This window comes from Marinomonas sp. 63XJN7_9_ISO-PGPR-S23-217 (assembly GCF_056173515.1).
Genome location: NZ_CM149678.1, coordinates 3,646,303 through 3,671,088 on the forward strand (window position 1 = coordinate 3,646,303; position 24,786 = coordinate 3,671,088).

Annotated in this window: 22 protein-coding genes and 1 pseudogene; 12 read left to right on the top strand and 11 right to left on the bottom strand. The window is 44.2% G+C overall.

Going from position 1 to position 24,786, the window contains the following annotated elements:
• Positions 1–1,131 carry an SO_0444 family Cu/Zn efflux transporter gene (locus AC0VYI_RS17055; RefSeq protein WP_475444376.1) on the top strand — a complete coding sequence of 377 codons (1,131 nt, stop codon included), beginning with the start codon at positions 1–3 and terminating at the stop codon, positions 1,129–1,131.
• 199 nt (positions 1,132–1,330) lie between these two features.
• Here AC0VYI_RS17055 and hpaD read toward each other — a convergent pair whose 3' ends face one another.
• Both hpaD and hpaE read right to left on the bottom strand, forming a co-directional pair.
• Entirely contained in the window at positions 1,331–2,260 is a 930-nt protein-coding gene (gene hpaD / locus AC0VYI_RS17060) for a 3,4-dihydroxyphenylacetate 2,3-dioxygenase (RefSeq protein WP_475444378.1), read from the bottom strand.
• A gap of 268 nt (positions 2,261–2,528) precedes the next feature.
• Positions 2,529–3,992, bottom strand: coding sequence for a 5-carboxymethyl-2-hydroxymuconate semialdehyde dehydrogenase (gene hpaE, locus AC0VYI_RS17065; RefSeq protein ID WP_475444380.1), 1,464 nt, complete (start codon positions 3,990–3,992; stop codon positions 2,529–2,531).
• 336 nt (positions 3,993–4,328) lie between these two features.
• Between hpaE and AC0VYI_RS17070 the strand changes: the two genes are divergently transcribed.
• From AC0VYI_RS17070 to hpaR, 10 genes are all read left to right on the top strand, one after another.
• Positions 4,329–5,066, top strand: a complete 738-nt coding sequence (locus AC0VYI_RS17070) for a fumarylacetoacetate hydrolase family protein (RefSeq protein WP_199475073.1) — start codon at positions 4,329–4,331, stop codon at positions 5,064–5,066.
• Positions 5,067–5,075: 9 nt separating this feature from the next.
• The gene (locus AC0VYI_RS17075) at positions 5,076–5,846 is read left to right on the top strand and encodes a fumarylacetoacetate hydrolase family protein (protein WP_475444382.1); all 771 of its coding nucleotides are present in this window, start codon (positions 5,076–5,078) and stop codon (positions 5,844–5,846) included.
• 10 nt (positions 5,847–5,856) lie between these two features.
• Positions 5,857–6,660, top strand: a complete 804-nt coding sequence (hpaH, locus tag AC0VYI_RS17080; protein ID WP_475444383.1) for a 2-oxo-hept-4-ene-1,7-dioate hydratase — start codon at positions 5,857–5,859, stop codon at positions 6,658–6,660.
• Positions 6,661–6,670: 10 nt separating this feature from the next.
• Positions 6,671–7,477, top strand: a complete 807-nt coding sequence (hpaI, locus tag AC0VYI_RS17085; RefSeq protein WP_475444385.1) for a 4-hydroxy-2-oxoheptanedioate aldolase — start codon at positions 6,671–6,673, stop codon at positions 7,475–7,477.
• A gap of 159 nt (positions 7,478–7,636) precedes the next feature.
• A complete protein-coding gene (locus AC0VYI_RS17090) occupies positions 7,637–8,542 on the top strand; it encodes a helix-turn-helix domain-containing protein (protein WP_199475054.1) in 906 nt (301 codons plus the stop codon).
• Positions 8,543–8,694: 152 nt separating this feature from the next.
• Positions 8,695–9,885, top strand: coding sequence for a multidrug effflux MFS transporter (locus tag AC0VYI_RS17095; RefSeq protein ID WP_475444387.1), 1,191 nt, complete (start codon positions 8,695–8,697; stop codon positions 9,883–9,885).
• A 270-nt stretch (positions 9,886–10,155) separates the two neighbouring features.
• Positions 10,156–10,710 carry an acyl-CoA dehydrogenase family protein gene (locus AC0VYI_RS17100; protein WP_475444389.1) on the top strand — a complete coding sequence of 185 codons (555 nt, stop codon included), beginning with the start codon at positions 10,156–10,158 and terminating at the stop codon, positions 10,708–10,710.
• Between the two features lie 66 nt (positions 10,711–10,776).
• Positions 10,777–11,325: an acyl-CoA dehydrogenase family protein gene (locus tag AC0VYI_RS17105; RefSeq protein WP_475444391.1), complete on the top strand. Its 549-nt coding sequence runs from the start codon at positions 10,777–10,779 to the stop codon at positions 11,323–11,325.
• 121 nt (positions 11,326–11,446) lie between these two features.
• Positions 11,447–12,361, top strand: coding sequence for a p-hydroxyphenylacetate 3-hydroxylase reductase component (locus AC0VYI_RS17110; protein WP_475444393.1), 915 nt, complete (start codon positions 11,447–11,449; stop codon positions 12,359–12,361).
• A 272-nt stretch (positions 12,362–12,633) separates the two neighbouring features.
• Positions 12,634–13,065, top strand: coding sequence for a homoprotocatechuate degradation operon regulator HpaR (gene hpaR, locus AC0VYI_RS17115; protein ID WP_475444395.1), 432 nt, complete (start codon positions 12,634–12,636; stop codon positions 13,063–13,065).
• A 59-nt stretch (positions 13,066–13,124) separates the two neighbouring features.
• On the opposite strand, the gene AC0VYI_RS17120 is transcribed toward hpaR, so the two are convergent.
• Both AC0VYI_RS17120 and AC0VYI_RS17125 read right to left on the bottom strand, forming a co-directional pair.
• On the bottom strand, positions 13,125–15,386 hold the full coding sequence (locus AC0VYI_RS17120) for a YgiQ family radical SAM protein (protein WP_475444396.1): 2,262 nt from the start codon (positions 15,384–15,386) through the stop codon (positions 13,125–13,127).
• Between the two features lie 170 nt (positions 15,387–15,556).
• Positions 15,557–16,204 (bottom strand): class I SAM-dependent methyltransferase, encoded by a 648-nt coding sequence (locus AC0VYI_RS17125; RefSeq protein ID WP_199475037.1) that lies wholly within the window; start codon positions 16,202–16,204, stop codon positions 15,557–15,559.
• Positions 16,205–16,366: 162 nt separating this feature from the next.
• Between AC0VYI_RS17125 and AC0VYI_RS17130 the strand changes: the two genes are divergently transcribed.
• Positions 16,367–16,519, top strand: coding sequence for a DUF2496 domain-containing protein (locus AC0VYI_RS17130; RefSeq protein ID WP_199475035.1), 153 nt, complete (start codon positions 16,367–16,369; stop codon positions 16,517–16,519).
• Positions 16,520–16,549: 30 nt separating this feature from the next.
• Here AC0VYI_RS17130 and AC0VYI_RS17135 read toward each other — a convergent pair.
• The 7 genes and pseudogenes from AC0VYI_RS17135 to AC0VYI_RS17165 form a co-directional block, all read right to left on the bottom strand.
• Positions 16,550–17,751 (bottom strand): annotated as a pseudogene (locus AC0VYI_RS17135) (enoyl-CoA hydratase/isomerase family protein).
• Positions 17,752–18,038: 287 nt separating this feature from the next.
• Positions 18,039–19,376, bottom strand: coding sequence for a ribosome biogenesis GTPase Der (der, locus tag AC0VYI_RS17140; protein WP_199475031.1), 1,338 nt, complete (start codon positions 19,374–19,376; stop codon positions 18,039–18,041).
• A gap of 92 nt (positions 19,377–19,468) precedes the next feature.
• Positions 19,469–20,602 carry an outer membrane protein assembly factor BamB gene (gene bamB / locus AC0VYI_RS17145; RefSeq protein ID WP_199475022.1) on the bottom strand — a complete coding sequence of 378 codons (1,134 nt, stop codon included), beginning with the start codon at positions 20,600–20,602 and terminating at the stop codon, positions 19,469–19,471.
• Positions 20,603–20,604: 2 nt separating this feature from the next.
• Positions 20,605–21,246, bottom strand: coding sequence for a YfgM family protein (locus AC0VYI_RS17150; protein WP_199475020.1), 642 nt, complete (start codon positions 21,244–21,246; stop codon positions 20,605–20,607).
• A gap of 49 nt (positions 21,247–21,295) precedes the next feature.
• Entirely contained in the window at positions 21,296–22,570 is a 1,275-nt protein-coding gene (hisS, locus tag AC0VYI_RS17155) for a histidine--tRNA ligase (RefSeq protein ID WP_475444399.1), read from the bottom strand.
• A 9-nt stretch (positions 22,571–22,579) separates the two neighbouring features.
• Positions 22,580–23,692 (bottom strand): flavodoxin-dependent (E)-4-hydroxy-3-methylbut-2-enyl-diphosphate synthase, encoded by a 1,113-nt coding sequence (gene ispG, locus AC0VYI_RS17160; RefSeq protein ID WP_199475016.1) that lies wholly within the window; start codon positions 23,690–23,692, stop codon positions 22,580–22,582.
• A gap of 8 nt (positions 23,693–23,700) precedes the next feature.
• Complete coding sequence (locus tag AC0VYI_RS17165; RefSeq protein ID WP_475444400.1) at positions 23,701–24,786, bottom strand: RodZ domain-containing protein; 1,086 nt, start codon at positions 24,784–24,786, stop codon at positions 23,701–23,703.

Consider the following 24,786-nt stretch of genomic DNA (forward strand, 5'->3'; position numbering starts at 1 on the left):
ATGATTTTTTTAGAACATTTCTACGTGCTTTTTTTAGAGTCTGCTCCTTGGCTACTCATCGGACTTGTCCTTGCAGGCATGTTAAAGATGTTTGTTTCCATGTCTTGGATGACAGCCCAACTCGGGGGACATGACTTAAAAACCACCATAAAAGCCGCCTTATTCGGCGCCCCACTCCCTCTCTGTTCTTGTGGGGTGATTCCTGCGGCGGTAGGCTTACGTCGTGCAGGTGCATCAAAAGCAGCCACCACCTCTTTTCTCGTGTCGACGCCTGAAACGGGAGTAGACTCCATTTCGGTGTCTTATGTATTGCTTGGGCCATTCATGGCTATTGTTCGCCCTATTGCTGCGGTTTGCAGTGCCATTATTGCAGGAATATTGGTTGGTAAAGACGAAGTCAAAGACAGTCAAACCACATCAATACCTAAAACCTGTTGCTCAAATCAACAACAAGAGACCAATACAAGCGGTTGCTCATCGAACACGAAAACAACCTCTTCTTGTTGCGGTCAAGACCATGATGGGAAACAAGAACCCAGCAGCATTGCCAGTAAAATACGCTCGGGGCTTGTTTACTCAACGACAGAGTTACTCGATGACACCGCCCTTTGGTTATTGATTGGCCTAGGCTTCGCAGCGTTAGTGCAAGCCTACTTACCAGATGGTTTTTTATCACAATGGGGGAACGGACTGCTTGCAATGCTGGTGATGGTAATCGTATCTATACCAATGTATATCTGTGCGACCGCTTCCACCCCCATCGCGGCGGGGCTTCTCTTAGCAGGCGTTTCACCAGGAGCCGTGTTGGTTTTCATGATGGCAGGACCCGCAACAAACATCGCAACACTTGGCGTTGTCAGCAAAGAGCTCGGTAAACGAGCCCTAATGGGGTATTTAACTGGCGTATTGGGTGGTGCACTCTTCTTCGGTTACTTGGTTGACCTAGCGGTCGCACAATTTAACATTCAAGTGATGCCACAAGTCGGCCAAGAAGAGACTCTACTACCCACTTTGGTAACACTATCAGCTGGCGCATTACTTGCTTTACTCATTCTCCTATCGTTAATCAGGAAAATGAAAAATCGAATCACTGATAGCGATTGTCATCATGCCCATGGTCACAATCACTAGATGCTTTATTAATAAAGAAGAGACCTTTGCACGATGTCACGAGCAACACCGAGACGCGGCAAAAACAGACGAGAAAGCGGAGTTTATCGCTATAAATGAGCATTTTGAGTCTGTTTTTAACAAAGTATTGGCAAGTGCAAAAGTCTCAAAGAAGATTGTTTCCTCTGATTAACTTGTAACGGCTATCCAAGCGCTAACATTACAAGCGACTTTTACCATAAACAAACGAGCCATTTTCAACAGAGGCTTGCGGGCCAGGAACCGCCTCTCCCGTTTGTGGTGAGATAGGAAAAATAGCATTGATCTGCCCCGTACCAGAGCTACCAAAGTATGGGGTCACCACTTCTACTTTTTGATCATAATCCGACCAACCTAATGCGCCCAATAACATGGCGGTATCATGCATAAACCCTTCACCGTGTCCTTTTGCGGCGTATTCAGGCAGCATCTCACAGAATGTTTTCCACTCTGCGTTTTCCCACATTTCAACCACTCTGTGATCCAAAGTTTCTAAGAATGGACTCCACACTTTGGTGGAAAAATCTGGGGCTTGACCATTTTGCGCAAAACGGTGAGAAAGCGAACCACTGGCAAGTATGGCCACCGTGCCATCATAGTGTTTTTCAATTGCTTCACGAATCGCCCACCCCAAACGAGCCGAGTCATTGAGATAATGAACCGTTAGCAACGCCGATACAGAGACCGCTTTAAAGTGACGATCTTCATTCATGTATCGCATTGGTACTAACGTTCCGTACTCTGGTGCCAAGGTGGTTGCATCATGGGCTAAGGTTTCCACCCCTTGCTCATTACATACTTGAGCAATGAGACGACCTAGCTCAGGGTTACCATCCAACTCATACGGCATATTATTGATAAAGTGAGGTAACTCGTTGCTCGTGTATACACCTTCCCAGTGTGGAGCACAGTTAATGTGATAGTTGGCATTAACCAACCAGTGCGTATCAAACACGACAATGGTATCCACACCCAGTTCTCGACAACGCTTCGATATCTCGTGATGCCCGTCAATGGCGGCTTGGCGAAATCCTTTTTGAGGACCATCAAGCTCTGAAAGGTACATAGAGGGAACATGCGTTATTTTTGCTGCAAAAGCTAATTTACCCATACGGCTTCTCCACTTTTATAATTATCGATACAAAATTTCAGGTAACACAAGCGCGATGGAACTAACAACTATGATCAACCCCAAGCGAACCACGTCTGCGCACAAAAATGGTGTTATACCTTAAAAAATTGTCCCTACTTTTACAGGAACCACATAATCGTGAAACGCTTTAGAAATAGGGTGAAAGTCAATTTTCTCTTCAAGATTGACACAGTATTCAGTAATACCATGCAGAGAGAACCTCGTCTCTCTGCATGGTAATGGTGTCCTATACACCCCATTTCGGAATGTGATGACTGCCCATACTGATGCAGACGTTTTTAGGTTCACAGAAGACTTCGAAACTGTAATCTCCCCCTTCTCGCCCTGTGCCAGACGCTTTCATACCACCAAATGGGGTTCGAAGATCTCGCACGTTTTGGCTATTAACAAACATCATGCCCGCTTCTACTTGACGCGCAATGCGGTGTACTTTGCTGACATCTTGAGTCCATAAGTAGGAAGCCAATCCGTAATCATTGTCATTGGCCATCTTCACAACGTCTGCTTCGTCCTTAAATGGGATAATCACAGCAACAGGGCCAAAGATTTCTTCGCGAGCAATTCGCATGGTATTGGTAACATCGCGGAAAGCGGTTGGACGTACAAAATGGCCGCCTTTTAGGTGTTCTGGAAGCTCATCAAGTGGTTTATCAGGGCCCCCTGCAATAAGCTTCGCACCCTCTTCAATGCCCAACTTGATATAGCCAGTGACTTTTTCCCAGTGCGCTTTAGAGATCAAGGAGCCCACTTGGGTTTGCATATCGTTTGGATCGCCAACTTTGATTTTGGCGGCACGAGCAGCGAAATCATCACAGAACTTGTCGTAAATAGTTTCTTGAACAAACAAACGAGAACCGGCAGTACAACGTTCACCATTAATGGAAAAAATACCGAATACGGCAGCATCTAGGGCACGCTCGTAGTCGCAATCATCAAAAATCATCACGGGGGATTTACCGCCCAGCTCCATGGAGAACTTCTTCAGACCCGCATTCGCGATGATGTGTTTACCCGTTGCGGTACCGCCAGTGAACGAAATGGCATTGACGCTTGGGTCCGTGATCAAGGCGTTTCCGGTTGTCCCACCAAAACCATGAACCACATTAAATACGCCCGCAGGAACCCCGGCTTCAAGGGCAATCTTACCTAAAAAGTCTGTTGTCAAAGGTGACAGTTCAGACTGCTTTATGACCGCCGTATTCCCCAATGCAAGACAAGGTGCTGTTTTCCAGGTTCCGGTCATAAAAGGAACGTTCCATGGTGAAATCAAAGCACACACGCCAGTTGGCTGGTACAAACTGTAGTTCAGCATTTGGTCATCCATTGGATAGGTATGACCATTCATTTGGCGAGACTTCTCGGCAAAGAAATAGAAGTTGTTAGACGCTCGCGGCACAAGCGCATTACGAGTTTGATAGAGAGGCAAACCTGTATCAGCGGTTTCTAAAGCAGACAATTCATCGACATTCTGAGCAATCAAATCCCCCATTTTTTCAATGATTTTAGAACGCTTAGCAACGGGCATGTTGGCCCAAGCTGGAAACGCGGCTTTTGCAGCGGCAACCGCTTCTGCGACTTGTGTATCGGACGCATGGGCTACTTCGGCAAGCACTTCTCCCGTCGCAGGGTTAAAGGTTTGAAACGTCTCCTTGCTTTCAACCCATTTACCATTTATTAAGTTCTTAATCATCGTCTTCATTCTCCAAGCTAGAAATTAGGTATTTTCTTTGTTACACCCAATTTAGTTAACATGTTAAATAAATTAAACTTAACTGCAATAAGGTGTCAAGCCTACACCGTTAAAGAAAGCAAATTAATTTGCGAGAGAGAAGGACACGGCTAAGCAGTACATGAGCATTGGCTAGCAACATTGTTATGTGCGAGCAGGCTTGATACACAACCTTAATGGCTTCAGTGGCATTAAGCTCATCAACGATTCATCGATTAAAGCGCATATTGATGTTGACAAGGATTTTTTTTTACGCAAACATGATTAACATGTTAACTACATTTGGCAAGAATAATAATGTTTTACTATAGGCAAAAAGAATCAGATACAGCCATTGAAAAAACGGCCCAAGCCAGTGTTGAGATTCCCTTAGACGACACTGTCCTTCCTCCGACATCTGGCAGCGTCATAGGCGTAGCGCTGAATGATAAAGCCCTCGTTAAAACGCTTGAAACAAGCTTTCACGAGAAGCCCCATGTGCAACCACCGAAAACACCCGTTTTGTATATCAAAACAGACAATACGCACATAGGCTATGGCGCTCCAATCAAGGTGCCTACTGACAAAGGCCCCATTTATGCTGGCCCTTCTCTTGGCATTGTCATCGGCAAGCAAGCCACACGGGTAAGTGTTGAAAATGCACTTGATGTGATTCAAGGATTTACGGTAGTGAACGAAGTAAGCTTGGCAGAAACGTCGTTTTATCGCCCAGCCGTCAAAGCCAAATGTCGTGACACTTTTTGCCCTATTGGCCCTTGGGTTATTGATAAGGAATCGGTCCAGAATCCTAACAGTCTCACCATCCGCACTGTCATTAATGATCAGCAGGTCCATGAAACCAACACAAATCAGCTCATCTACTCTATTGAAGAGGTCGTGAGTTATATCAGCGGATTCATGACTCTTGAGGCAGGTGACATCATCATTGCTGGAACGCCACTGCGTTCTGCAGAGCTTGAAATCAAGCCTGGCGATAATGTGATGATAGACATCCAAGGCGTTGGCCGACTCAGTAACCCAGTGGAAATGGAATAGGAAAAAGACATGAAGAGTGCTCGTATACTATTTAACCATGAAACTTTGCATGTCACGGTGAACGAAAAAGACCAAGCCGTTACGCAAGAAGGCAAGGTGTTTGAGGAAGGTTCCTTCACTTGGCTGCCCCCTTGTGACGGAAAAATCTTTGTGCTTGCTATTAATTATGCTGACCATGCGGCCGAGCTGTCATTCAAAGCACCAGATGAACCGCTTGTGTTTTTAAAAAACAACAACTCGTTGATCGGTCATAACCAACACACCTATCGACCAGACAATGTTGATTACATGCACTATGAGTGTGAGCTGGTTGTCGTCATTGGCAAACAAGCCAAAAACGTTTCCGTCGACGACGCGATGGATTACGTGGGTGGGTACACAGTGGGTAACGATTACGCCATTCGTGACTATTTGGAAAACTACTACCGTCCAAACTTACGCGTTAAGAGCCGTGACACATGCACACCAATCGGTCCTTACCTTGTCGATGCGAAAGATGTCAAAGACCCTCACAACTTGGTTCTTCGCACCTATATCAACGGCGAACTCAAACAAGAAGGCAATACAAAAGACTTGGTTTTTAACATCCCTCAATTAATCGCTTACCTGAGTGACATCATGACCTTGTCGCCTGGGGATATGATTTTTACCGGCACGCCAGAAGGCTTGGCCGATGTGAAACCAGGGGATGTGATTACGACCGAAGTGGAAGGCGTTGGTATTCTTAAAAATACCATCATTTCAGAAACGGAATACCTAAAAACGATTAATAAACAATAAGGGGAGAGACATGCTTTCTAAAGATATTATTACCTCCTGCGCACAACGCCTTAACCAAGCAGAAAAAGAGCGCAAGCAGATTCGTCAAATCTCCCTTGATTACCCAGACATCACCTTTGAAGATGCCTACGCCATCCAGCGTGAGTGGGTGCAGATCAAACTCAATGAAGGCCGTAAAATTATTGGCCATAAAATTGGCTTAACCTCTCGTGCTATGCAAATGAGTTCTCAAATTGATGAGCCAGACTACGGCACACTATTGGACGATATGCTCTATCACGATGGCTGTGAGATTGAAACGGATAAGTTCATTGTACCACGTATCGAGGTCGAATTAGCCTTCATTCTCGATAAACCGTTGAAAGGGCCTAACTGCACGATTTTTGATGTATACGATGCCACAGGCTACGTTGTTCCAGCGTTAGAGCTGATCGACGCACGCAGCCAATCTATCGATCCAGAGACTAAACGCCCAAGAAAAGTTTTCGATACGATTTCAGACAATGCTGCTAACGCCGCCATTATTTTAGGCGGCCGTCCTATCAAAGTGGATGAAATGGATTTACGATGGGCTGCTGCTATCATGCAGCGAAATGGCATTATAGAAGAAACTGGTGTGGCAGCTGGCGTGCTCAATCACCCAGCTAATGGTGTTGCTTGGCTCGCCAATAAACTGGCCCCGTTTGATGTGGAATTAGAAGCGGGTCAGATTATTCTAGGCGGTTCTTTCACGCGCCCCATTGCTGCAAGAAAAGGCGATACCTTTAACGTTGACTATGGTCCACTGGGTTCTGTGTCTTGCCATTTTGCCTAGGAGGTTATGAATGTCTGCCCCAAAAAATACCTTTAAAACCGCGCTAAAAGAACGTCAAGCACAGATTGGCCTCTGGCTAGGACTCGCCAATAATTACACAGCGGAACTGATTGCGTCAGCTGGATTTGATTGGTTATTGATCGATGGCGAGCATGCCCCCAACACATTGCAAACGATGGTTGGCCAAATGCAAGCCATTGCCCCTTTTGCTAGCCACCCTATTGTTCGCCCTGCGTGGGCAGATCATGTGGCCATTAAGCAAATCCTAGATATTGGTGTGCAAACCATTTTGGCCCCCATGGTGGACAGTGCTGAACAGGCAAAACAAATTGTCAAAGCCACTCGCTACCCTCCTGAAGGCATTCGTGGCGTTGGCAGTGCACTAGCACGGGCTTCACAGTTCAATAGAACGCCTGATTATCTAAAAACCGCCAATGACGAAATCTGTGTGTTGGTGCAAATTGAATCCGTTCAAGCCGTTGCAGAGTTGGACAACATTCTGGCGGTTGAAGGGGTCGATGGCGTATTTATTGGCCCGGCGGATCTCAGTGCGTCCCTTGGTTATATTGGTCAACCCAATCACCCTGACGTGGTTAAGGTAATAGAAGAAAGTATTGCTAAAATTGTAGCTGCTGGCAAAGCCCCCGGCATTTTGATGGCAGACAAGAAACAAGCAAAACATTATTTATCTTTAGGAGCATTATTTGTCGCCGTTGGTAGTGATACTGGCTTACTGATGAATAGCACCAAGGCTTTAGTGAGTGAGTTCAAAGGTGAACCCAACTCACTAGAAGAGGCAACAGCATCCGTCTATTAGCGTCTGCTGCTTGTAATCTGGATGTCGATCTCCTCCCATACGGCATTCAGTTTTATGATCATTACTTGATCACCCTTACTTTTGCCAGCACTATGACAATTCATAGGCTGGCCTTTTTTAACAGCAATTATTCATTAATAAAAATAAGAATGCTTTACCATGAACAAAGAATGGATACCGAATATTAATATTGGTCAAGACTACGATAAAGCCTATCAAGACGCGACCATTCACTTTGATGTACTAGGCAGGATGGCGGACTTTTTTGGCCGCGATATGCCCATGCATTTGCATGCCGAGTATTGTCAAATCCACCTTATTCTATCTGGTAAAACGCTTTTTAATATCGATCAAAACGTGTTCAAAGCCGAAGACTGTGCCGCTTTTTACACCCCACCCGCGACGCCTCATGCGTTTTTAACGGAACCAACTGCTCCTGGTTACGTGATTACCATCCATAGTAGCCATCTGCAAAAAATTATGGTTGAGTTAAACAAATACAGCAATCAAGAATCCTTGCTGATGCCCTTCTGTATTGATAAACAAAAGGCATCAGAAACAGATAACGTGTATTGGGAACAACTATTAAACCTTTTTAAGATGCTCAAAGCAGAATGGGGGAATTCTTCGCTCTATCAACAGAACAGCATCGAATCTATTGTAAAGCTTATTTTTATCAATATGTTAAGACTGTCTGGTGAAGAACATCCGAAAAAGCAACACAGTCAAAATGAGATTCTTTGTTTTAGAGAATTCAGTACTCTTATTGAAAAATACTTCCTCAAAGAAAAACAAATTCAATTCTATTGCCAGCAATTGAACATCAATGAAAGCCGATTAAATTACCTGTGTAAAAAAATCACCGGTGTCAGTCCAAAGAAAATGATCAATAATCGGATTCTTTTGGAAGCTAAACGCCTACTTACCCACACCAACAAAAACTTAACTGAAATATCCTACACTCTGGGCTATATAGATCCTTCTTATTTTTCTCGATTCTTTATTAAACACGCAAATATCAGCCCATCAGAGTTTCGGAAACACCACAGAACAGAGCCGACTTAACCTTGAATTCAACCAATTGAAGTGGACTGATAAACACTCGCCTCTTGGCAATTCAAGATACTCAGAGCCATTAGTATTTAAAGAGGCAGTGAACACTAAGATATCGATTGTGCGACCGCTGCTATTAATCATGTTATCGAAGAACGAGCCTTATGAATTCGTTAAAAAGTAGACTGTTAATTCCCTTGCTTGGCTGCCTTGTGGCATTTGGTCCTTTATCCATTGATATGTATCTACCAAGTTTGCCAACCATCGCCAATGAGTTGGGGACTAGCAATCAAATCATTCAAACAACCATTACCGTTTTTCTATTAGGGATGGCATTAGGCATGTTGCTTTTTGGCCCTCTATCAGATTTATTAGGTAGGAAAAGCCTCTTGATCGTGGGCATTATCTGCTACCTTTTAAGCAGTTTTGGCTGTTCTATTGCGGCCTCAGGTGAGAGTCTTATTGCCTATCGTTTTTTACAATCCCTAGGCGGTGCGGCAGCCTCTATCTTAGGTAGAGCGCTGGTAAGAGACCTATTTGAACTAAAAAGAGCCGCATCTATTCTTTCTTATATGCACGTCATTTCGATGATGGTGATGCTCGTTTCTCCTATTTTAGGTGCCGCCATTGTCGACCATTTTGATTGGCGTTGGATTTTTTACGTTCTAGCCTTATTTTCTCTTATCACGTTACTTAGCAGCATTTGGATTCTGCCTTCTGAACAGAGTAAGAAAAAGCAATCCTTTCACATTACTCACTATGTAGAAAACTATCTCATCTGCTTACGGGCACCTCTCGTGGTTCAATACGCACTGACTAATGCGTTCTCGTTTGCTGGTATGTTTGCTTTTATTGCGACCTCCTCTTTTATTTACATAGAGCATTACCATATTTCAAAGCAGCACTACGCTATGCTCTTTTCGGCCAATATATTCGCCATCATCCTGATCACGTTACTGAATTCATATTTAAGTAAACGCTTCACGGTGAAAGCGGCTCTTTATTGCATGATATTTGTTTCTTTCACTGCAACACTAATGATCTGGTATACATACTTTTTCACTCAGGTGCCTATGACGTTATTTATTGCCGCAACCATGATTTATATATCGGTTACCGGCGCTATTGGTGCTAACAGCTTGGCTATTCTGTTCTCCCAATTACCTGATAAAGCCGGCACCACGTCAGGATTATTGGTTGCTGTTCAATTTGCCATGGGGAGCCTGATCAGCTACATCGCCAGTCTGCTTTTCGATGGCTCCCCGCAAATTTTACTTATTATGATGGGAAGTTGCGGCATACTATGCAGTAGCTGTTTTATTAGCACATTGATAACGCGAACTAAGCAGGTTTGATATATTGAACGTAAAAAGCACCCGATGATCACACCAAGCATTTTGGCTATCGAAAAGTGTGTCTTACTTTTGTGAGCCTATCTATTTCACTTAGGGTATTGTCAAGAAATCCCTGCCATTTCTAGAGATATCCGTCTTGGTGTTTTTCTAAACAGGCAAGCACCGCATTCTAGAAAAGTCCTAACTTTTGTGAAAAAAGCACATTCATTAAATCTTTCTCCCGTCTAATACTGTTCCAATCAAAACAAAAACAAAATAGAGAGAAAAATAATGAAACGTGCTAATCCTTTATTAAAAGACCTTCAAACTGTTCTACCAGACATCGCTAAAAACGCGACAAAAACCGAAGAACTCAGAAAAGTACCATCTGAGAATATCGACCTTCTTAAAAAAGTTGGATTACATAAAGCCTTTTTACCAAAAGCCTATGGTGGCTATGAAATATCGCTTCCTGAATTTGGCGATTGTATTGCTGCATTGGCGGGCGCTTGTGCCAGTACGGCTTGGGCGTTCAGCCTTTTATGTACCCATAACCATCAACTTGCTTTGTTTCCAAAACAGCTACAAGATGAGGTTTGGGGAAATGATCCAGATGCACTAGCAAGCAGTAGTATTGCACCCTTTGGCCGCTATGAAGAAACGGAAGGCGGTATCCTATTCAATGGTGATATGAAATGGAGCAGTGGCTGTGATCATGCCCAATGGGCCATTGTTGGCTTCTTACGTGATAATCAAGAAGGGGCTAAAGATTACTGTTTTGCGGTGATTCCCGCGACCGATTACACCATCGACGACGATTGGAATGCGATGGCGATGAAAGGCTAGGGCACAAAGACGCTGCAAATTAGAGATGCCTATGTTCCAGAACACCGCATTCAAAAAGCCAAAGATATGATGGAAGGCAAATCCGCTGGTTACGACCTGTATCCGGACAGTGATTTATTTTATTCACCCTACCGCCCTTATTTTGCTTCTGGCTTTTCGGCCATTTCTCTTGGTATTGCCGAACGTATGCTCGAAGTTTATAAGGAAGTGACCAGCAACCGTGTGCGAGCCTACACTGGTGCAAAAGTGCATGCCGCTATTCCCGCGATTCTTCGTACCGGTGAATCGACCCACCAAATTCTTGCCGCTCGTGCTTTCCTAGAAAAAACATGGGAAGAGCATGCTGAATACGCTAAAGCCCATCGCTACCCTGATCGTTACACTCTCGCCCATTGGCGTACAAACCAAGCCTACGTGACAAAAATGTGTATTGAAGCCGTTGATAGATTGTTTGATGCCATTGGTGCATCAAACTGGTTATTGGATAAAGAAGCACAACGTTTATTCCGCGATGCTCACATGACTGGTTCACACGCTTACACAGATTATGACGTTTGCGCTCAAATCCTCGGCCGTGAAGTCATGGTGTTAGAGCCGGATCCATCATTACTATAATCTCACGTTAAAGGGGTCAGATTCCTTAAACACCAGACCGGGTTGTAACTGATACTGGCATTATTTTTAAGAGATCTGCCCCCTTTAAAAAAATACATACATAATAATAAGAGAGAATACTATGAGCTTTGACCCTAAAGAATTCCGACGTTGTCTGGGCAATTTCGCAACTGGCGTTACTGTTATGACGGCTAAATCATCCGATGGAAAACAAGTCGGCGTCACTGCAAACAGCTTTAACTCGGTGTCACTTGATCCGCCACTTATTCTATGGAGTATTGTTAAAACCTCCAGTAGCTATGCCATCTTTGAACAATCAGAGCACTTTGCCGTCAACATACTAGCGGCCGATCAAATAGACTTATCTAATAACTTTGCAAAACCCAGTGACGATAAGTTTGCCAACATTGAATACACTTCGGGAGTCGGCGGCGCTCCTATATTGCCAAACACTGCGGCGAATTTTCAGTGTGAAAAATACCAAGTTGTCGATGGTGAAGATCATTGGATAATGATTGGTAAAGTCGTCGCTTTTGAAAATCACGGCCGTGCGCCCCTGCTTTATGTGCAAGGAAGCTATGCTGGTGCGGTGTCATTTACTGGAGCAAAAACAGCTGCCAATAATGTAGCATCAGGAGAGACTCTAGCAAGACTCCATGACAGCGCGATTTATCTCATACATAAGGTGCTGCAAAAAGTCCAAATGAACTATTTGCCCAAACAGTCCTCTACGGGATTAAGCACAGGTGAAGCGCGTATTTTATTGGTACTGAGTGATGCTAAAAACATTACCAGAGAGGATCTAGATAACCTCGTCACTATTCCATCCAGGGATGTCACAAATGCCCTTGAAAGCCTTAAATCCTTTGGACTAATCAATGATAACTTTGAATTGACAACAAAGGGTTTCGATGCTGCAGAGCACCTGTGGGCGATTTCAGATCAACAACAGAGTACACTGTTTGCTGACTTTGACCATAAAGAATTAACCACATTCAAACGAAGCCTCCAACATTTAATCAAACAGCTTTCCTGACCCTTTGCTCCTTTCGTAGATAACAACAATTTAGTCCAGCAGCTTGGTAAACTCATTTTACTGGGCTGCTTATTAAACTTCATAATTATAAAAAAGCCTATCTTCACTCTATACTCTGACAGGTACTTGTCACTTAAACCATTATATATTGCTTGTTGCCATTCATTACTTAACATGTAAAACTTTGATTTTATGGCAAAACTCAGGAAGGCAGTTGCTTTTCATTTTCGACTGCAAACCACTCAAATCGTCTTAGGATCCCCAATTATCTCATGAAGAAATTAGAAGACTCTTTACCCCTACAGTTGTTAAGGGCACGTGAATCATCAATGAACTTCTTTCGTCCGGTACTACAAAAAGCGGGATTTACGGAACAACAATGGCGGGTACTAAGGGTTTTGAACGATCATGAAGAGTTAGAAGCTAGGCAGCTGGCTCATCTCTGTTGCATCCTTAGCCCAAGCCTAACTCGTATCGTCACACGTTTTGAAGAAGAAGGATTCATTGCGCGAAAAAAATCCCCCCAAGATCAGCGTATTTCCCTATTATCATTGACACCTAAAGCCATCTCAGTGGTTGCGGAGTTCCGTCCTGAAGTCAATGCCGCTTACCAGCGTTTGATTGGCAAATTAGGTGAAGATAAGCTCAAGGAATTAAGCCTTCTGTTAAGTGATGTCATTGCCCTAGAAAGCCATATCGAATAACCAACTCAGCAGGCATAGCGCTTATGCCTGCTCTATGATCCTATTAGCAATACGGTTAGTTATCGTGACTTCACCTTGGGTTTACGACGTTTTGTAGACTGAGCCGACGCCCCAGCCGCTTGATGATCAGAAGTCTTGCCACCATGGGCGTTTTTACGGAGCGCCTTTTCCGTAGCAGCATTCTTTTCTAGTGTAGGACGGTTAGAACTATGGGATGCCCCCGTCGCCTGGCCAACTTTTGCCTTCTTCGGACGACGGTGTATTTGCTTATCCTTGTCTTCAGCGGGTACCAACTTATTCGCACCGTGGCCGATCAAATCCGCACGTCCCATTTTAATCAAGGTATTACGTAGATCTTGCCAATTACTGGGATCATGGTAGCGCAAGAAGCCTTTCTGTACCGTCCGCTGCTTATAGTCTTTCGGCGTATAAACCTCTTCACTTTTATAGGTCACGGGTTTCAATGGGTTTTTCCCAGAGTGGTACATCGCGGTTGCTAATGACATGGGCGAAGGGTAAAAAGTTTGTACTTGATCAGGTTTGAAATCGTTGGTTTTCAACCAAACCGCCAGATTCATCATATCCTCGTCCGAACTTCCGGGATGAGCCGCAATAAAGTAAGGGATCAAATGCTGCTTCTTGCCGGCCTCTTTGGAGAACTTATCAAACATTTTCTTAAAACGGTCATAGGTCCCCATCCCAGGCTTCATCATCTTAGATAGCGTACCTTGCTCGGAATGCTCAGGAGCAATTTTTAATAACCCGCCCACATGATATGTCACGAGCTCTCGAACATACTCAGGGTCTTCTACAGCGAGGTCATAGCGTAAACCGGAGGCAATCGATACGGTATGAATCCCGTCAACGGCTCGAGCTTTACGATATAACTGAGTCGTTGGACTATGATCCGTATTCAAATTAGAACAAATCGTCGGGTACACACAAGACAGCTTGCGGCAGGAGGCTTGAATCTCGTCATCCTTACAATTCAAGGTATACATATTTGACGTAGGTCCACCTAGATCAGAAATGTGCCCCGTGAAGCCCGGTACCTTGTCTTTGATGTCGTCAATTTCTTTTAAAATAGACTCATGTGAGCGCGATTGAATCACTCGACCTTCGTGTTCTGTAATCGAACAGAAAGTACAGCCACCGAAACAGCCACGCATGATATTGATCGACGTTTTGATCATATCATAAGCGGGAATACGTGCTTTTTTATACTTAGGATGCGGGACGCGTGCATAAGGTAAATCAAACACCCCATCCATTTCAGAAGTTTCTAATGGAATTGGTGGCGGATTCACCCAAATCTCTTTTTTGCCGTGTTTTTGTACCAAAGCCCGAGCGTTGTGAGGGTTCGATTCCAAATGCAAAATACGTGATGTATGCGCATACAACACGGGATCTTTAGAGACTTTTTCAAACGAAGGAAGACGAATGTAGGTCTTCTCCATTTCTAGCTTTTCTCCTCGACGGAGCGGTGCAGGAATCACGCGAATCGGCATTACATCGCTGTCAGCTTCTCCTGTAGACTGACACTTTCCCTCTGGAATGTACTCATAAGGACTATAGATTTTCTCTACCTTACCAGGCCAATCCACTCGGGTTGAATCAATCTCAGTATAACCACCTGGAGGGGCATTACGCACAATGGTCGTGCCTCGGATATCCGTGAGTTCATCAAGCGTTTTCCCCATCGCCATTTGATGAGTCACCTCAAGCATGGCTCGCTCTGCGTTACCATAGAGCAAGATATCGGCAGTGGAGTCAATCAACACTGAACGTCGCACCTCATTACTCCAATAATCGTATTGGGCAATGCGGCGCAAACTGGCTTCAATACCACCAATCATCACAGGCACATCATGGAAAGCTTGCTTACAGCGCTGAGAATAGACGATGACAGCTCGATCCGGGCGTTTGCCGCCTATTCCATAAGGCGTATAAGCATCGTCATTACGAACTTTAAGATCCGCGGTATAACGGTTGATCATAGAATCCATGTTACCAGCGGTAATACCAAAATATAGGTTTGGTCGACCAAGGCGCATAAAATCCTCCGTATTACGCCAGTCTGGTTGGTCGATAATCCCAACTCGGTAGCCTTTCGACTCCAATAAACGACCCAAAACTGCCATGCCAAAGCTAGGATGATCGACATAAGCGTCCCCTGTGACGATGATCACATCACAGCTATCCCAGCCAAGTGCATCCATTTCTTCTCGTGTGGTTGGCAAAAAAGGCGAGATGCCATAGCACTCTGCCCAATACAAAGGGTAAGAGAAAAGCTCTTTGGCAGTTTTATGTCGTTTGGTCATTAGCAGCTCTTGGTCTTAGTCAATTTCAACACAATGGCATTGTCATATCATGAAGACATAGGTTATCAAGTGAATTTTCCGGCATTATCCCAGAAAACGACTCAGGTAAACAGCGCCAATCTCCAAAGCTATATAAAGAATATTTATTAAACCACTCATGCTATTTGTCACTAGCTTTGTTGTGGCACTATGTGCCAAACGCTCTCTTCAAAAAAAGCGTAGCCACGCTCTTTATATTGCGGGTTAGCTTGCACCAAATCTTCCGAGGCCACTTTCTGAATCGCATCCCCCCATAGGGAGACAACACTGTCATCTTCTACAGAAAATGGAGGCCCCTCTTCCCCACCACCATGTCTGGTGGAGACTAACAATAACGTAGCGTTAGGAGATAACCGTGCTTTTGTGTGGGCTACATAGTCCGCCCGTATCTCTTCCGGTATCGCAATCATAGCGGCCCGATCATAGCAAGCATCAAAACCTTCCTCGTTAAAAAGGAAATAATCCCCCTCAACAATACGCAGTGGTAGCCCAACAACGGTATGGATTTTTAAATCCCCTACCTGTTGCGTTTCATAGGCTAAGTCGTTATCACCTAAGAACTGTACAACCGCTAACGGTGACAATTCCACCCCTGTTACTTGATACCCTTGCTCAGCAAGCCAAATCATATCATTGGACTTACCACATAAAGGCACTAGTACATGACTGCCTTTCGGCAAACTCGGCCAGTACTCAACCAGCCAAGCATTGACTCCTTCCTGATGAAATCCTATCCGGCCATTTAGCCAACGATCTAGCCAAAACTCATTCGTAATCACAACAACCTCGCGGAGTACTCACAGATTTCATTGTCTTGTCCCCTGTATTCTTAGACAATATCTGAATAAAAACAGGACACACCTTTGCGACACATACTACTATATAAGTTCGCCTCTTTATTTTTACAGGTCAAATACGACAATTAATAGACAGGAAAAAGAATGTCTCTAGACAATGCTCCCACACATATCAAGCTCGCTGTCGATCTTATCGAGATGCTAGAAGAAAGCAACATCGACAACCAAATCATCATTGATGCATTGACCATAGCCCTTACTGACTTCAAAGCAAAGCAAAAGCAAGAAGAGCAATAGCCATGACAGAAATGCCATCAGACTAAAAGATTACCCTTCGGCATCTACCGCGTCGATTAATTTTTGATTACCTAAAAGGATCTGTACCTTTTCTTCAAGAACCTCTGAGATTCGTCCATACTGCCATTTAGGGCGCTTATCTTTGTCCACCAACAAGGCTCTTACCCCTTCGAAAAATCGCCTTGCTTGCAGCAAGACACTGATAGCTCTAATTCTCGTGCAAAAACCGATTCTAAGGTTTGATGTTTTGCCCATTCAAGTTGCTGAACAATAATATGGGCAGAGAGAGGACTGCCTGTCAAAAAAGTATTTTTGGCTTTTATCATGGCGGGACACTCTGGTGAGTAGGCTAACATGGAGGCATAAATATTATGAATATCCCCAGTCATCAAGCTAACAACAGTGGGAGACAGGGCTGTCAACTCAGGTTTCAGCAAAGGTAAGTCATCAGACTGAGACAAGGTAAATAATGCCTGTTCAATAATTAATGTGACTTTTTCAGGATTCAAATCTGCCATTTGAGCCATCATTAATTGTTGCTTTAACTCGGCACAATCTTGCTCCATTAAATAGTGTGTTGCTAATCCAATCTCACAAGCATCCGTAGCATTGACTTGATATGCCGTTAAGGCCAAAAAGCGTGCGATAGCATCATCTTCTAATTGATTCAGAAAGTAACTTGCACCAACATCGGGATACAAACCAATGCTAATTTCCGGCATGGATAAGCGACTCTTTTCTGTGACAATGCGATAGTTAGAGGCCATCATTAACCCCATACCACCGCCCATCACATAACCACTTCCCCAACAGATAATAGGTTTTGAAAAACGATGTAATAGATAATCAAGAGCATACTCTTCACGAAAAAACTGTTCACAATATGAAGTATCTCTTTCCTCTCCTAAACTATGATAGACATCCACCACATTACCGCCCGCACAAAACGCCTTACCTCCAGCCCCTTCCAGCCAGATAGCCACAACAGTTTGATCCATTGCCCACTCTTCTAATTGAGTGTAGATTGCTTGAATCATAGGTAATGTGAGGGAATTTAACGAATCTGGACGGTTTAATTGGATAACGCCCATTTTATACTGTTTTGCAAACGGCAGGACATCAAATACAACACTATTACTGCTCGCAGTGGCCTCCACTACGCTTAATCGATTAGCCATTACCTTCTCCTTTCTTATTGTTATGAATGGCTTGCTATCATCCTTGCTCACCATTTTGTCACAGCAAGATCTATTTTGACGACACCGCTTTACAATACTTTGTTAAACCCGTCTCAAAATGCTCATTTACGCGCTATAAAACAACTTTATTGTCTACGGCTAGCTGTTGTTTATATGGTTACTATTTAAGTGCCCATTAAGGCACCCTGTTCGGATCTAACTATAACAAGGCAACATTCTAAACATAAAAAAACCCCTTAATAAACACAAGGGGTTTTTTCGTAAATCAAAAGTAAGAGACCGTCAATAATATTCCTTATTCACCGCGCCTCCACTCGCTGTTACTTTTTCGTAGCGTATGGATTATCGCCCGACTTAAACTCAAACGAGATAGGCGTACCAGTAATATTCAACACCGTTCGAAACTTATTTTCTAAATAACGTTTATAGCTACCAGGCAGAGCATCGGTTTGATTACCATGCACTATAATACGCGGCGGATTTGATCCACCTTGGTGGGCATAACGTAACTTGATACGACGGCTGTTCACCAGTGGCGGTTGATGCTCCGCGACGGCATCTTCTAAAATTCGTGTTAAACGATTTGTAGACCATTTCGCGTAACATGAATCATAAGTCGCTTCAATTGTGTCATATAGGTTACCCACATCGGTTCCATGTAACGCGGAAATGTAGTGCACTTTTGCATAAGGAACAAAACCCAAACGACGCTCAATTTCACTTTTAATGTGCTCGCGTTCATCTTTTGTCAGGCCATCCCATTTATTTACAGCGATCACCACACCACGTCCAGCATCTAACACATAGCCAATCATATGAAGATCTTGTTCAACCAAATCTTCATGGGAATCGATCACCACAATCACTACATTGGCATCTTGGATCGCTTGCAAAGTCTTCACAATAGAGAATTTCTCTACGGCTTCTTTCACATGCTTACGACGGCGCACACCTGCGGTATCAATCAAGGTATATTCTTTGTCATTACGAACATAAGGGATATACACACTGTCCCGTGTCGTACCTGGCATGTCATAAACCACCACGCGATCTTCGCCTAGCATACGGTTAACTAGTGTTGATTTACCCACATTTGGCCGACCCACTACTCCGATACGAATGCCTCGCGCCGACAATTGAATATCATTTTTAGCCTCTGCAACTTGTTCAGCAAAAGGTAACATAACTTTATCTATTAAGACGTGAACCCCTTTACCATGGGCGGCAGCGATGGGATGTAACTCCCCTAAACCGATTGAATAAAAATCGGCTAACGCAATATCTTCATTCACCCCATCCGTTTTGTTGACAACCAAATAAACCGGTTTATTCGCACGACGCAAATGATTGGCAATCATCTCATCAGCCGGATTCAAACCATGGCGACCATCGACAAGAAACAAAACCACATCGGCCTCTTCAATGGCCAATAATGACTGACGTGCCATTTTTTCATCAATGCCCTGTTCATCGCCGCTAATCCCTCCCGTATCGATGACGATAAACTCATGTTCACCCACTTTACCATCACCGTATTTACGGTCACGTGTTAAGCCTGGATAATCGGCTACCAAAGCATCACGTGTTTTCGTCAGACGATTAAACAGCGTTGACTTACCAACATTGGGTCTACCTACCAATGCAATAACTGGAATCATTTTATTACCTATAAAAATACAAAACGGCCACCATCCCTATATCGGCATGGCGGCCTCTTTAAATGTGCTGGTTAGAAAAGCCGAAGCCGACTTCAATAACTTAATGCGGTCACATCAGAGTCTGGTGTAAGTATAAACAATTGCTTATCAGCCGACACCATACGGCTGCCCGAGGGCACATCATCATGAGCGACATCTCGTGCGATCACTTTGCCCGTTTTCAGATCCAGCAAGTGCACGTAACCACCTCTATCCATGACAGCGACATAACTTCTAAAAAACTCGGGCGTAATCAAAGCTCGATCTTTCAAGTTTTTATTAACCCAAATTTCTGAACCATTGCTAGCATTTAAACCATAGACGGTACTGTCTTGGCTAACCACAACCAGCAACTTATCTCTAAGCGCTACCCCAACATCACTTGAAATGCTACGCTGCCAAATAGGACGCCCTGTTTGCAATGACAAAGCGGCAACGGTGCCATTGTAGGCAATAGCATAAACTACACCATCTTTGACAACCAAACGACCATCCACGTCGGATAATCGCTCTATTTCATAGCGACCTTTGGGGATACCAACGGCGTATTCCCAATCCGTTTTGCCCGTTTCCAAGTCATATGCTTTCACACGACCATCAGCATAACCCGCGATGACTTTACCATCAGCAATAATGGGGGCACTTGTACCACGCACAGTCAGCGGAGGCAAATCTTCTTTAGCGCGCCAAAGCACGTCACCAGTTTTCGCATCCATTACGGTTAACCAGCCATCACCTGTTTGTACCGCTAATTTTCCATCCCCATAACCCGGACTGGATAAGACTTCCGAGCTCAAGGTTTTGACCCAGTTTACTTTCTTATCTTTTAGCGATACCGAAACAAGCTGTGCTTTATAGGTACCAAAATAGATACTATCCCCAACTTTAGTCACGCCTGCACTTGGCTTATATTTGGTGTCAATGCGCTCAATTTTATCGCCGTCTTTTTGCGACAATTGATAGACTGAACCTTCATCGGTTACAAAATACAGTGACCCCCCTTCTGCGACGATGTTATAACGCTCGCTGGATTCACCAAAGTTGCCATCAACGCCAGTCCGCCATGTACTATGCAGATCCACTTCACTCTTAATGGGCTTGAGGTCAGGTAATGCAGGAAGCGAGCTAGAACAACCTTGTAACATCAAGGCAGCCAATACAACGCCCGCGAGAAGTGACTTACTCATAATTAACCTTTCACCAAGTCTCTAAGTTTAATATCTAGCAAAGGATGTTGTACTTTGTTACCCAAAGCTTTGCTGGCCTTTTCATAAGCGGCACGCGCTTCACTACGCTTACCTTGTAACAAATAAATATCACCTGCCGTTTCTTCTCGCTGTGCCAAAAATTGCGGTTCTGTCACCTTATCCAGCGTCGCTAATGCTTTAGCATAATCAGCCTTTTGAGCCAATACTCGAGCAATACGTACATAAGCTATGGCTTTAAAAGACGCGTCGTCTGTTGCTTTCGCTGCCGCTTCAAGGTCACTAATCGCTTTATCATAATCCTTATTATGAACTTCTAGACGTGCCGCAATAAGCTGGCCAAGCATGGCATATCCCGTATCGCTATAGTCTTTCTCAAGCTGATTAGAAATATAGGCAACGGTTTTTTGGTTATCCTTATCCGATAAGTCCCCAGATGCTTGAAGTAAGTTTTGGTACAAAGCAGACGCCTCACTAATGTGTGTCGCTTGGCTACGTTGCCATGCCTGCCAGCCAAAATACCCACCAACGACAATGACAACAGCAACCAGAAGAATCGTACCGTACTTCTTCCACCACTGTTTTAACGCTTCGATTTGTTCTTCTTCAGTCTTTAACTCAGACACGTTTATTCCTCATTCAAAACGCCGCAAATAGGCGCTGTACGGTTATCGATTAGAATTTTGTATTAATATAAGCAACGACTGAATCGAATGAACACGTTTCCTGTTCACCCGTTTGCATATCTTTTATTTGGCAAACACCCTGATCCACTTCATCTTGACCAATAATAATGGTAAAACGCGCGCCAGAATTATTGGCCTTTTTCATTTGGTTTTTAAAATTACCACCGCCACAATGACGCATCACCACAAGATCATTGGTATGTGAGCGAATCTCTTCCGCTAGCACAAAGGAACGCACCTCCGCATCCTCTCCAAAGCTCACAATAAATAGATCAGTTGATGGCTTCGCCTCCTCGGGAATCAAATCGAGGGTTTCTAGTAATAAAACCAAACGCTCAATCCCCATAGCAAAACCGACAGCGGGTGTTGGCTTACCTCCCAAGAGCTCCACCAAACCATCATAGCGACCACCACCACAGACCGTTGCTTGCGCCCCTAAATGCGTTGTCACCCATTCAAACACCGTTTTGCTGTAGTAGTCTAAGCCACGAACCAGACGCCGATTAATTACAAAAGACACACCATTGGCCGTCAGTAAACTCTGCAAACGATCAAAATGCGCTCGCGATTCGTCACCAATAAAGTCTTCAAGATTTGGCGCATTGTCCAATATGGCTTGCGTATCGGCATCTTTCGAGTCAAGAATACGCAACGGATTGGTGGTTAAACGACGCTGACTATCCTCATCTAGCTGATCTTTAAAGCCCGTCAAATACTCTACTAACGCCGCTTTATAAGCTTCGCGCTCCGATGACTCGCCAATAGTATTAAGCTGTAATTCCACATGCTCAAGCAGCCCTAACTTTTTCCACAAACGAGCCAATAAAACAATCAATTCCGCATCAATATCTGCGCTCGCCATGCCAAAACATTCCAGTCCTATTTGATAAAACTGGCGGTAGCGGCCTTTCTGTGGTCGCTCATAGCGGAACATCGGGCCTGTGTACCACAGGCGCTGAACCTGATTGAATAAGAGACCTGCCTGATCCGCTGCACGTACACAACTGGCCGTTCCCTCTGGCCGTAACGTTAATGACTCGCCATTGCGGTCTTCAAATGTGTACATCTCTTTTTCAACAATATCTGTCGCTTCCCCTACACCACGCTTAAAGAGGTCAGTATTTTCTACGATAGGAAAACGGATTTGCTGATAACCATAGGATTTAGCAACGTCGGCAACAACATTTTCTACATACTGCCAAACAGAGGATTGACCAGGTAAAATATCATTCATTCCCCTGATTGCTTGAATTTTACGAGCCACGGTGGTTCCTTAATCTTTCGCAATAATATTTGCAAGTTCACGTTCTTTCGCGACAGCTTTCTGACGAATCATTCTTTCCAGTTCATCAACAAGCGTCTCATTTTTTACTTTACCACTGGGCTTACCATCGGTATAAACCAAATTATTGGGTGTGCCGCCAGCCAAACCTAGATCCGCCTCTTTGGCTTCGCCAGGACCGTTAACAACACAACCAATCACAGCCACATCCATTGGAATGGTAATGTCTTCTAGGCGCTCTTCTAATTGGTTCATCGTTTTGATGACGTCAAAGTTTTGTCGAGAGCAGCTTGGGCAGGCAATAAAGTTAATGCCACGATTACGCAATTTAAGACTGCGCAACATATCCCAACCAACTTTAATTTCCTGCACAGGATCAGCGGCTAACGAAACACGCAGCGTATCACCAATACCATCCATTAAAAGCAGACCAAGACCAATGGAGGATTTTACCGTTCCTGAGCGTAACCCACCGGCTTCAGTAATACCCAAATGCAGGGGGTTATCAATTTGTGAGGCAATTTTACGGTAAGCCGCAACCGTCATAAACACATCAGATGCTTTTAAGCTGAGCTTGTATTCATGAAAATCCAGTTCATCAAAGTATTGCAGTTGACGAAAAGCTGATTCAACTAACGCATCGGCCGTTGGTTCACCGTATTTTTTCTGTAGATCTTTTTCTAGTGAGCCAGCATTCACGCCAATACGAATGGGGATGTTTTTATCGCGAGCACAATCCACCACGGCACGAATGCGATCTTTATTACCAATATTACCGGGGTTAATACGCAAGCAATCCACCCCGTATTCGGCGACTTTCAAGGCAATTTTATAATCAAAATGAATGTCAGCAACCAACGGAACGGATACCTGTTCACGAATGTGTTTAAACGCTTCAGCCGCATCCATAGAAGGAATAGACACACGAACAATGTCTGCACCGGCATCGGTAATCGCACGAATCTGTGCAACGGTTGCCGCTACATCACAAGTTTCTGTATTCGTCATACTTTGCACGCTGATTGGGGCCCCACCACCAACAGGTACATTACCCACCATAATCTGACGAGACTGACGACGTTTAATAGGCGATTCAAAATGCATAATATTCTCTACTTGAGCTCAAAACGAGCCAGGTCTTTATGTGTATAAGAAGAAAAGTCGAAAGACTCACCTTTATAATCAAAAGAGGAAACGCCCCGCGCGTAACCCAACACAACACGGTAAGGAGGTGTGCCAGTTAAATCCAACTTATCCCCTGCGTTTTTCACGCCAGAATATAAAATCTTACCAGTACTATCACGTACTTCTACCCAGCAATCGGCATCAAAGGTCGCTTCAATATCATTGGTATAAGTTGGAGCTGGTTGTGCGGGTTCACCATTAGCGGAGGGTTGCGATAGATCCGCAGAGTCCACTGCCTTAGTTTCTTGCTCAACTTTTTTCGCATTCACCCCTGAGTTTTCAAGCAAAGCGATGGTTTCCGCAGACATACCTGTGGTAACACCATCGTCCTTTTGGGTATGAATTTTTGCATCAGTTGACTCATCAGCGGCGCTTGCCGCCTGCGCCTTTAATTTAGAGATATCTCTATCCCCTGTCTTCGCAGCGGTATCACTGTCTACATCTTGCTCGTTTAGACTATCAAGAGCTGGCGGCGTGCTACTCACCACCGGAGAAGAGGTATTTCCTTGAGAAGGAGTGTTCGCTTGAGAAGAGTTTGCCACAGGAGGGTTTTTATCTATTGCTGCTGTGTTTTTACTTGAAAAACTCGGCCACCAAACGGCCAAGAAGATCAACACCGCAATAATAACGGCAGAGACCAACATGACAATAGGGTCACCAAATTTGGTCTGCTTATTAATAACTTTATCAACAGGTTTAATAGTGCTTTCAACGCCAGGTTGCATCGCATCGAATGCGATCAAAATCTCCGTCTGATCCATTTCAAGGAAACGACAGTAAGCCTTCAAATAGCCCCGTGCGAATGTTTTAGAGCGGAAATAACCAAAGTTATTGGACTCAAGCGCCCGTACTTGATCAATCGGAATCTTAAGTTCGGTCGCCACTTCTCTTTCATCAAAGCCACGCTCAGCACGTTTTGCTTTTAATCGATTACCTATGTTGATATCAACCGTAGGCTTGTCAATTTGACTCTTTTCTACATTCGGAACGTCAGCTTGGAATTCAGTTGTCAT